This is a genomic window from Pseudarthrobacter sp. MDT3-1, from assembly GCF_054510755.1.
The window spans coordinates 75,519-85,080 of record NZ_JBTNDX010000018.1 but is presented as its reverse complement, the minus strand read 5'-3'; the positions used below and the strand labels follow the sequence as shown (position 1 = coordinate 85,080).

Sequence of the window (9,562 nt, the reverse complement as noted above, 5' to 3'; positions counted from 1 at the left end):
ATACTGGCCCTGCCCGGGCCCGCATGGATCAACCAACCCAAGGAAAACACCGAAAAACTAGCAGCCTAACTCCCACTGGTACCGACCGACTTGAAAAATTCCGTCGCCGCGGGCGTGACGCTCCTGGCAGCCGGGATCCTTGCGGCAACGGCCCCTGCGCAATCCATGGGGCAACTGATGATCGCACTCGCGCTGCTCGGACTGGGCTGGAACTTCGGCCTGATCAGCGGCACGGCCCTCATCGTCGACGCCACCCCGCTCGAAACCAGGGCCAAGATACAAGGCTCCATTGATGTCCTTATCGCCCTTGCCGGCGCAACAGGCGGCGCCCTGTCCGGAGTCGTCGTCGCCGGCGCCAGCTACGCCGTTCTGTCCCTGGCCGGAGGCGTCCTGTCCCTCCTTCTGATTCCCGTCGTGGTCTGGTCACAACGTACAACACCCCGTAACTGAGTGCCCCGCCGATTTCGGACGCCGCGGCCGGCGCCGTCCCGGCTAACCCTGGCGGGCTTCCCCGGCGACCAGGCTACACCGTGCGCGACCGCAGCGACGTGCTCGAAGGCGGCGGCTATCCCGGCGCGCCGGACTTGCGCGGCGCGCCAGCCTCGACGGGTAGCCCGGCCTCAGCCCACTCGGGATAGCCCTCCTCGAGCCTGACGGCAGGCATACCCTGTTCCCGCAGCGTCCGGACCGCCTCGTCGGCGAACACGCAGTACTGTCCGCGGCAGTATGCCACGATGATGCGGCCGTGCGGCAGGTCCTTCATCCTCCCCGCCAGCTCTCCGACAGGAACCGAAACCGCGCCCGGGATGTGGCCGGAGCGGAATTCGCGCTCAGGCCGCACATCGAGAACTACGACATCTCCGGCGGCCATTCGGTTGGTCAGCTCAGTCCGGGTCAGGGAGTCCAAGGCCGCCCTGTCCCCCAGGTAGGCCTCGGCGAGTTCGTCGAGTTCTGCGACATGCTCGGATGCAACCTCCCGCACGGCCGCCCAGAGTCGCGTGACCGCGGTGCCGCTGAGGCGGTAATGGATCCGCGTTCCTTCGCGACGGGTGCGCACCAGGCCTGCCCGCAGGAGCTGCTGAAGATGCTGCGAAGTATTGGCGATGCTCTGCCCGATTTCCTCGGCAATTTCGTCCACAGGGCGCTCACCCTGGGCCAGGACATCCACTATCTCGGCGCGCCGACCACTGCCAAGGACCTTGGCCACGGAAGCAAATGCATCAAACAGCTTGTCCTTTGCCGGCCTGTCACTCATGCCCGATCCTCCGCAAATCATATTCAAGTAGGTACTTGACAAGATATACCCACCGGGTGTCGTATTCAAGTATTCACTTGAATATCACCCGGGCCGCGCCACGGACCCCGGGACAACCCGGAAAAGAGGCGAATTGCGATGGAATCGACAGCGACCTTCCGCAATGGCATTGACGTCGACCAGCTACTGGGGACCATCGATGCGATCCAGGCAGATCCCACCCAGGGCAGCTTTACGTTCAGAGCCACCAGCACCTGGCGCGGCGGCACCCATAACTCGGGAAAGATCCTGGGATTCACCCATGCGGGGGAACCCGACACCACCCGGACCGGAGACTTCACGACCGAGGGTGACGAACCTCCCGTGCTCCTCGGAAACAACGCCGGACCCAATGCCGTCGAACTGCTGCTGCAGGCCCTGGGCTTCTGCTACGCCGTCGGATACGCGGCCAATGCGGCCGCCCAGGGTATGGAGATCAGTTCACTGGAGTTCCACGTCGAAGGCGATCTGGATGTTCGGCCCTTCCTCGGCCTCGAAGGACCTCGGCCCGGATTCACCGCCATCCGTGCGCAGGCACGGGTCTCCAGCCCGAATGCCACCCCGGAGCAGCTTCAGTCCCTGTGCCGGTATGTCCAGGACACGTCACCGGTCCGCGACTGCCTGGCCAACCCGGTTCCGGTTGAAACCACCCTCGAAATCGTATGAAGCACGGGTATAGCCATGGACATGGGAACAGTTGCAGTTGACCGAACCGAGCTTGAGGACAAGGTCAAGCAGGTCTATCGGGCGGTGGCCCAAAACCCCGCTGGCAAGTACCACTTCAAGATGGGACGTGGTCTTGCGGAGCAGCTGGGCTACCCGGCCTGGCTGCTGGACGCGATCCCTGCCGCCGCCGTCGAGTCCTTCGCCGGGGTGGGATATTTTTTCGACCTGGCGGACCTCAGGCCCGGAGAAAAAATCCTGGACCTGGGCTCAGGTTCGGGGATGGACGTCTTCGCCGCCGCCGTCACGGTGGGATCCGGCGGGCAGGTGGTGGGCCTTGACATGACCGAGGAGCAGCTGGAGAAGGCCGACGGCCTGCGGAAAGAGGGCGGCTTTCCCCAGGTCGCCTTCGCGCACGGGTACATCGAAGAACTCCCCTTCGACGATGCCAGCTTCGACTGCATCATCTCCAACGGCGTCATCAACCTGTCCGCGGACAAAGCCGCTGTGTTCCGCGAAGCGGCACGCGTGCTGCGCCCAGGAGGACGCCTGGCGGTTGCCGATATCGTCACCGAAAGGCCGCTGACCCAACAGATTGTCTGCAACATTGATCTCTGGGCCGCCTGCATCGGTGGCGCCACGCAGGAAGACACCTACCAGGAATTGATCGCCGGCAGCGGGTTCGCGCTGAAAACGCTCCGGACGAATCCGTATGAGTTCCTCTCCGACAGCGCCCGTGCGGCGACCACGAAATACGGCGTCAGGAGCCTCTCGATCCTCGCGTATGCCGGCTGACCTGCGGCACGTTGCCTTCGGAATTGCGCCACGCATAAGGATCCCCAAGCGCTCCGGTTGCGGTGAGGGCAGATGTCTCATCGGATTGCGTGCCGTTGCCTCCGCGTGGCCAAGCCGGCGGTCGGTGGTGGCGGAATCAGCCTAAGTTGCAACTGAGTTCAGTTCGGCACGCGTGGGCGGGTTGGCGCCCGGGCGGGAAACCGTGACGGCCGCCGCGCGGGCAGCGTGGGCCAGGAGCTCAGCCAGGCCCTCGGCCGGAAGCTCGCGCAGGTCCTTCCGGTTCTGCGCGCCGTCCAGGCCCCGGTCCACGATCCCCGAAAGCAGCGCGGCCATAAAGGAATCACCTGCGCCCACGGTGTCGGCCACTTCCACGCGAGGCGCGTCAATCGCGGCTTCACCGGCGGCCGTAATTCCCCACGGACCGGCCGCGCCCCGCGTGACCACCACCACGGCCGGCCCCTCGGAGCCACCCAGCGACAGCCAGCGGCGCGCTGATTCCAGCACGTCCACACCCGGATACAGCCACTCCAGGTCCTCGTCGGAGGCCTTGACCACGTCCGAGAGGGTGACAAACTTCTCCGCCTGCGTCCGTGCATAATCCACGTCGGTGATGATGCTGGGCCGGCAGTTGGGATCGAAGCTGATGGTGGCGGCGGGATGGGCGTGCTCGACGGCGGCGAGCACCGCCGCGGCGCCCGGCGCCAACATCGTGGCGATGGAGCCGGTGTGCAGCAGGGTGGTTCCCTGCAGCATAAAGGCGAGGCGGTCCGCCAGGCCGGGAAGCTCCCAGGCGAGATCGAACGTGTAGGTGGCGGCGCCGTCGTCGTCGATTACCGCGGTGGCTACGCTGGTTGGCAGCTCGTCGGGGCCCAGCGGCAGCATAACGGAGCTGGAGCGCAGGTGCGCCGCCACCGAATCCCCGTAGGCGTCGCGGCCGTAACGGCCGACGAATTGCACGGGATGGTCGAGGCGGGCCAGGCCCACCGCGACATTAAGGGGACTGCCGCCCACGTGGGCTTCGATTCCGGAGGCGCGCTGGACAACGTCAACAAGGCCCTCGCCTATAACTGTGAGCATGGTCATACTCTGCCAGAGATGCGACTGCCTACACAGGCGTGTTACGCGTCGCCCACCATGGAGATGTGACATCCCATGTCCTCTAGCCGATGACGGCTGCCATGCCCGACGTGGAACACGTCCTGGCGGTCCGCGGCACCGGCGGCTACCGGCAATACAGGATCCCCGCCCTCGCCGTCTCGCGGCAGGGCACCCTGCTGGCCGCCTATGACGGCCGCCCCAACCTCGATGACCTGCCCAACCCGATGGACCTCCTGCTCCGGCGCAGCACGGACAGCGGCCGGACCTGGGGCGATCAGCATATGGTGGGGACGGGCGGCGGCCTTAACGGCTACGGCGATCCGAGCCTCCTGGTGGACGTGGATACCGGCCGGATCTTTATGTTCCACGCCGCCGGTACGCATGCCGGATTCTTCGAAGCGGCGGCCAGGCTGGAGCCTAACTAGTGGATAACTAGTGGCCTTCGGCACCGGCGTCGGTGGCAGTTTTGTCCTGGCCGGGCACCCGGTCCTGGGACACCGCTATGCGGGCGGCCACGTGGGCCACTTCGCCTCGCCGTACGCATTCCACGAGGGCCAGGCTATTCTCTGCGTCTGCGGCGGCGCCGGGCATGTTGAGGCCATCGCCTCCGGGCCCGCCATCCGCGAGGCGTACGTGCGGCTCGGCGGCAAGGAACCGGCGCTGGACGCCCGCGGTGTCTTTGCCCTCGCCGGCGACAGCGATGCCATAGTCATCAAGGCGTGGGCATGGGCGCCTCTGCCGCCGGCCAGGCCGTGGGCGGACTCGCCAACATCCTGGACCCGAAGTGGTGGTGGTTTCCGGCGGGCTCTCCGACGCCGGCGCGCCCTGGTGGCGTCCCATGGAACGCGCCCTTCGCGCCGAACTCCTGCCCGCGCTGCTCGGCCTCCCCGTCCTCCCGCTAAACTCGGCAACGCAGCAGCAATGGTGGGCGCCGCGCGACTGGTCCTCACCACCACTCGGTCCTAAGCACCTCGTCTTTCCCTGATCTTCAGCCCGCTCCGTCAACCTTCCAGAGGAACCGACCGTGATTCTGACCCCCGAAGCCCTCAAAGCCCTGCGCGGGCAACTCATCGTGTCCTGCCAGGCGTATCCGGGCGAGCCCCTGCGGGACCCGCGCAGCACGGCGCAGATGGCCGCTTCCGCAGTGATCGGCAGCGCCGCTGCCGTCCGTGTCCAGGGTCTGGCCGATGTGCAGTTCACGCGTGCAGCGGTGGAGGTTCCGGTGATCGGGCTCTGGCAGGACGGTCACGACGGCGTCTTCATCACTCCCACACTCCGTCATGCTCTGGCGGTGGCCAACGCGGGCGCCCACGTGGTGGCCATCGACGGCACGCGCCGGGAGCGTCCGGACGGCCTGACCCTGGCCCTGGCCCTGGCCCAGACAGTGGCGGGCATCCACCACGATTCCCACGCCTTGGTGATGGCGGACTGCGGCTCGTTCGACGACGCTGCCGCGGCGGTCGAGGCCGCGGCCGTCGTCGTCGGAACCGCGATCACGCACCCGGCCACCATCACCGGCTGGTTCGCCGAGGCCCTCAAGTGACGCCCGGGCCCACCGCCGCTGAGTCCGGGAGCTACCTGCTGGCCGGCACGGTCCTGACCGACGGCTCGATCCAGGACGACGCAGTGGTGGCCGTCGCGGACGGCCGCATCGCGTATGTAGGGCCCCGCGCGGGCTTGGATGAGGCGTCGCTGCCCGGCCTTGAGGAACTCGAACTGCCGCGGGGCAGCCTGATTCTGCCCGGCCTCGTTGACCTGCACTGCCACGGGGCCGTGGGCGGCGACTTCCCCAGCGGCGACAGCGGGGCTGCCAGGGCCGCCGTGGACTTCCTGCACCGCAGCGGCACCACCACGCTGCTGGCAAGCACGGTGACCGCGTCCCGCGAGGACCTGCTGCGCGGCCTGGAAACCCTGCGGCTGCTTGCCGATGAAGGGCTCATCGCGGGCATCCACTCCGAGGGGCCGTTCCTGTCCCACGCGCGATGCGGCGCCCAGGATCCGCGGTACCTGCGCGAGCCGGACCTCCCCCTGCTGGGCGAACTGTTGGCCGCGGCCGGCGGCCACCTGCGGACCATGACGTACGCGCCCGAACTTCCCGGCGCCGACGCCGTGGTGCGGATGCTCGCCGAGCACGGCGTCACGCCGTCGGTGGGCCACACTGACGCGGACGCGCGGACGACGGCGGCCTCCCTCACCGGGGCGGCGGAGCTGCTGGCGGCCTCCGGCCTGGGGACCGTATCGCGCCCCACCGTCACACACCTCTTTAACGGCATGCCGCCACTGCACCACCGCAGCCCCGGACCCGTCGCCGCGTGCCTCCGGATGGCCGGGGCCGGCACGATTGCCGTGGAACTCATCGCCGACGGTGCGCACCTGGACCCCGAAACGGTCCGGATGGTCTTCGAGTTGGTGGGGGCTGAAAACGTGGTCCTGGTGACCGACTCAATGGCCGCCACCGGGCTGCCGGACGGGGACTACGAGCTTGGCCCCGCCGCCGTATCTGTCAGCGGTGCCGTGGCCCGGCTCAGCAACGGCACCCTCGCCGGCGGGACGGCCACAATGCTGGACGTTGTGCGGCGGACCATTAACGCCGGTGTGGAGCCGGCCGCCGCTGTTTTGTCAGCCACCGCCGTTCCGGCCGCCATCATCGGCCAGGCGCAGGAAATCGGAAGCCTCCGCGCGGGCCTGCGGGCCGACGTCGTAGTGGTGGACCGCAACTTCCGCCGCGTCCTGGTCCTGCGCGAGGGGCGCACCCTGGGCCGCCCCGCCGTCGGAGTTTAGCGCCCGCGCTGGCCTGCGGGAACGCCGTAAAGGCCGGCGTCCAGCACTGGCGCGCACGCGGGCAGGGGCGGACAATTGGAGCACCTTGCAGTGACTGTTTGGAGCCATCATGCGCCGTTCCACTGGCTGGCTAAAACACCACAGGCTTTTGGCATTCTTTGTCCTGACCTACGCGATTTCCTGGGCATCGTGGCCCGCTTACGCGACAGGGCGCATTCCCCGCATGGAATTCCCGCCGTCCTTGTCCTGGTCACGGGGCTCATCACCATGGCACTCGGGGCCTCCGCCCCGGGCCTTGCACAGCTGACGTGGAGTGGGCTGCTGACCGTCTTCGCCGTCCGGCTGGTCAATCCGATGGACGGACCACTGGGCGAAGAACCCGGGTTCCGCGGCTACGCCCTCGCGCTCCTTCAGGCGTCCCGGCCTCCGCTGGTGTCCGCAGCCATTCTCGGCGTCCTCATAGCCCTCTGGCACCTACCGCTGGTCCTCTTTGGCGGGCTAAGCCTGATCGGCTTGCCGACGACGTTCGCCATCACCTTCCTTTACGTCTGGCTTTTCAACCGCACAGGCGGCAGCGTCCTGCTGACGCTCCTGTTCCACAACAGCCAGGGCACTTTCACCATGGGTTCCTTCGGCTTCACCGGCGCCGGCGCCGACCGCGCGGAGCTGATCTACTTCGGCGTCGTCGTCCTCGCGGTTCTGGCCACTGTGGCGCTGGACCGCCGGGCATGGCGCAAGGCACCCCGCCCGGCCACCGCCGTCGGGCGTTTCTCCTTCAGGAGGCGTCCCAGATGAACGACGGCGGGCAACAGTCGCCCTTCGAGCGGCGCCTATAGTCCCGGTCAGGACCAGGCCACTCCCATCCAAGCACGGAGGAAAAATGGCCGTGGCCGGGCCCGGACTGGCAAAGCAGCTAACCGCTCACTTCATATCGTCTAGACTTTCGATTATGACCGGTGCCCCTCCCCGTCTTCTGGCCTGGCTCGTTGCCCTGACGATGCTCCTCACGGCGTGCGCGCCCGCGATCGGCTTTGACGAGACCGCCACCGATCGACCGATAGCGACGTCCTCGGCCCGGCCAGCCGCTGGCGACGTCGCCCCCGCCCCTCACCGGACTCCGGCCCCCACACCGACGCCGGTTCCCACGCCGACGGCGGTGCCCCAGGCGTTTGCCCTGAACCTCTACCAGGAGGGGGACTTCGTGCCGCAGTACACCTTCGACTGGTGTGTGGCGGCGAGCATCCAGATCGCGCACAACCTCATCGATGACACGGGGGGCGGCACGTGGGCCGATCGCGCTCAGCAGAACGACCTGTGGGAGATGGCCCGGGCACGGTCGTCCAACTCGTTCAACGGTGCCAACCCATTGGGTTGGGCCGAGGTGCTGACTGACGTGGGGATGGGGCCATACGCCGTTGTCAGCATCGCCAACTACGAGGACGCACCGCAAACGGCGGCGCGTGCCATCACCGAAACGGGCCGGCCGGTCGGGCTGGTCATGTGGAGCGGTCGCCACGCGTGGGTGATGAGCGGGTTCGAGTCGCTCGGCGATCCCGGCCAGTTCCCGGAGTTCTCGGTCACCGGCGTCCGCGTCCAGGATCCGCTCTACCCGCACGGCAGCGGGCAGTGGGGTCCATCGCCTGCGCCCAACAGCCTGCTCAGCCCCGAGCAGCTGGCGACGCAGTTCGTGGTCCGTGAGCCGCGACGCTGGAGCAGCGATCTGCCGGCGGGCTACCTGCTGGTGCTGCCGCAGGCCGAGGCCTGACCAGGTTTTTTGTGCCCTGAGCTTACTTCAATCTGGATTGAAGACTGGCAAGGAAGAGGCAGCGCGCCTAGCTTCTGTCACTGCCGTTGGCGGTGTCCTTGGGCGGGGCCGCACGTTTCAGCTCAGCAATGCGGAGCCGAAGGAAGGTGATCACCAGGATCAGGACGTACGCCGCCAAGCCGATCAGTACGGCCATGAAGACCACGTAAGGCATGGGCCAGATGCTGAAGACTTGGGTCACAGGGGATTCCCCCAATAGTTGTGCTCACCCTACGCGGCTCATCCGCGCACTGCCGGGAGCGCCATCATCGGGTGAACACCGTCCTTACAGTAGAACTTCCGGTTCGCATTTGGGGTGACGATCCCCGGCAGCCTGAACACGTTGTGATCGAATGCCTTGGGCTGCTGGAGCTCACATAGCGCGAATTCCGAGCACGTTCAACGTGCCGCAAAGACCATCATGGCGTTCTGTAGAACGTGTCCCGTCTTGAGCCTTCAAATCGACCCCTTAGGGGTGGTTCGTGAACCAGAGGATTCGTTGTCCAGGACCCCCTTTCCAGAAGACGTGCACGTGAGGATATCGTCGGGGTAGTGAGGGCTGAGCTCTTCGCGCACAGCCCCGTCGCTCCATCCGGATGTCGCCATGGTGATGAGGGTTCTCGGCGACCTCGGCCTCGTCTGTTCCCCCGCCAAAGCCGAGGTCGACAACGCTGAGTACGGTGCCGCGATCTCGGTAATCGGTCGGTATCCGGTTCGCTTCAGGGTCGGAAAGCTGACCCCGACGAAGGTGGGCTTGTTCGTGACAGTGTGACGGCGCTCTCTCGATGGGTCGACCGAACCTCTGCCTGCGGAGGAGTACAGCGACGTGCTGGTGATCTGCGTGCGGGAGGATTCCCGAGTCGGAGCATTCGCTTTTCCGAAGGCGCTCGTCAAGCATGGCGTCGTGTCCGTTGGCGGCGCCGGAGGCAATCGAGGGTTCCGCGTCTATCCGCCGTGGTCAGCTACGACGAATCGGCAGGCGAAAAAATCCCAGCAGTGGCAGTGTAATTACTTCTTCGAGATGGCTGACGGATCCGCCATCGATGCGCAGCGAGCCAGTCGACTCTTCGTTGTGGCCTAGACGGATTCGGCGACATTCGGTCAGGCCAGCTCAGGTGGCGGGCCGT

General features: G+C 66.8%; 12 protein-coding genes and 1 pseudogene. 10 read left to right on the top strand and 3 right to left on the bottom strand.

Annotation, left to right across the window (positions count from 1 at the left end):
• The first annotated feature begins 90 nt into the window (after positions 1-90).
• Positions 91-450, top strand: a complete 360-nt coding sequence (locus tag ACX80X_RS14670; RefSeq protein ID WP_459312491.1) for a hypothetical protein — start codon at positions 91-93, stop codon at positions 448-450.
• Positions 451-565: 115 nt separating this feature from the next.
• Here the strand turns inward: ACX80X_RS14670 and ACX80X_RS14665 are convergent, their stop codons facing one another.
• On the bottom strand, positions 566-1,255 hold the full coding sequence (locus tag ACX80X_RS14665; protein WP_252601952.1) for an ArsR/SmtB family transcription factor: 690 nt from the start codon (positions 1,253-1,255) through the stop codon (positions 566-568).
• Positions 1,256-1,393: 138 nt separating this feature from the next.
• Here ACX80X_RS14665 and ACX80X_RS14660 point away from each other — a divergent pair, with 138 nt between their 5' ends.
• Positions 1,394-1,960: an OsmC family protein gene (locus ACX80X_RS14660; protein WP_459312489.1), complete on the top strand. Its 567-nt coding sequence runs from the start codon at positions 1,394-1,396 to the stop codon at positions 1,958-1,960.
• Positions 1,961-1,981: 21 nt separating this feature from the next.
• Complete coding sequence (locus ACX80X_RS14655; protein WP_459312487.1) at positions 1,982-2,752, top strand: methyltransferase domain-containing protein; 771 nt, start codon at positions 1,982-1,984, stop codon at positions 2,750-2,752.
• A 141-nt stretch (positions 2,753-2,893) separates the two neighbouring features.
• On the opposite strand, the gene ACX80X_RS14650 is transcribed toward ACX80X_RS14655, so the two are convergent.
• Positions 2,894-3,829, bottom strand: coding sequence for a PfkB family carbohydrate kinase (locus tag ACX80X_RS14650; protein WP_252601944.1), 936 nt, complete (start codon positions 3,827-3,829; stop codon positions 2,894-2,896).
• A gap of 89 nt (positions 3,830-3,918) precedes the next feature.
• On the opposite strand from ACX80X_RS14650, the gene ACX80X_RS14645 reads away from it, so the two are divergent.
• From ACX80X_RS14645 to ACX80X_RS14620, 6 genes are all read left to right on the top strand, one after another.
• A complete protein-coding gene (locus ACX80X_RS14645) occupies positions 3,919-4,275 on the top strand; it encodes a sialidase family protein (RefSeq protein WP_252610879.1) in 357 nt (118 codons plus the stop codon).
• A 10-nt stretch (positions 4,276-4,285) separates the two neighbouring features.
• The gene (locus ACX80X_RS14640; RefSeq protein ID WP_459312485.1) at positions 4,286-4,816 is read left to right on the top strand and encodes an ROK family protein; all 531 of its coding nucleotides are present in this window, start codon (positions 4,286-4,288) and stop codon (positions 4,814-4,816) included.
• A 58-nt stretch (positions 4,817-4,874) separates the two neighbouring features.
• Positions 4,875-5,393, top strand: a complete 519-nt coding sequence (locus ACX80X_RS14635; RefSeq protein ID WP_459312483.1) for an N-acetylmannosamine-6-phosphate 2-epimerase — start codon at positions 4,875-4,877, stop codon at positions 5,391-5,393.
• Positions 5,390-6,631, top strand: coding sequence for an N-acetylglucosamine-6-phosphate deacetylase (nagA, locus tag ACX80X_RS14630; RefSeq protein ID WP_459312481.1), 1,242 nt, complete (start codon positions 5,390-5,392; stop codon positions 6,629-6,631). The genes ACX80X_RS14635 and nagA overlap by 4 nt, the downstream gene beginning before the upstream one ends.
• 189 nt (positions 6,632-6,820) lie before the next feature.
• A complete protein-coding gene (locus ACX80X_RS14625) occupies positions 6,821-7,426 on the top strand; it encodes a CPBP family intramembrane glutamic endopeptidase (RefSeq protein ID WP_459312479.1) in 606 nt (201 codons plus the stop codon).
• Positions 7,427-7,580: 154 nt separating this feature from the next.
• Positions 7,581-8,396: a hypothetical protein gene (locus tag ACX80X_RS14620; protein WP_252601926.1), complete on the top strand. Its 816-nt coding sequence runs from the start codon at positions 7,581-7,583 to the stop codon at positions 8,394-8,396.
• A 67-nt stretch (positions 8,397-8,463) separates the two neighbouring features.
• On the opposite strand, the gene ACX80X_RS14615 is transcribed toward ACX80X_RS14620, so the two are convergent.
• The gene (locus ACX80X_RS14615; RefSeq protein ID WP_252601923.1) at positions 8,464-8,637 is read right to left on the bottom strand and encodes a hypothetical protein; all 174 of its coding nucleotides are present in this window, start codon (positions 8,635-8,637) and stop codon (positions 8,464-8,466) included.
• 585 nt (positions 8,638-9,222) lie between these two features.
• On the opposite strand from ACX80X_RS14615, the pseudogene ACX80X_RS14610 reads away from it, so the two are divergent.
• Positions 9,223-9,516: pseudogene (locus ACX80X_RS14610) on the top strand (MepB family protein); the annotation flags it as partial.
• Positions 9,517-9,562 lie beyond the last annotated feature (46 nt).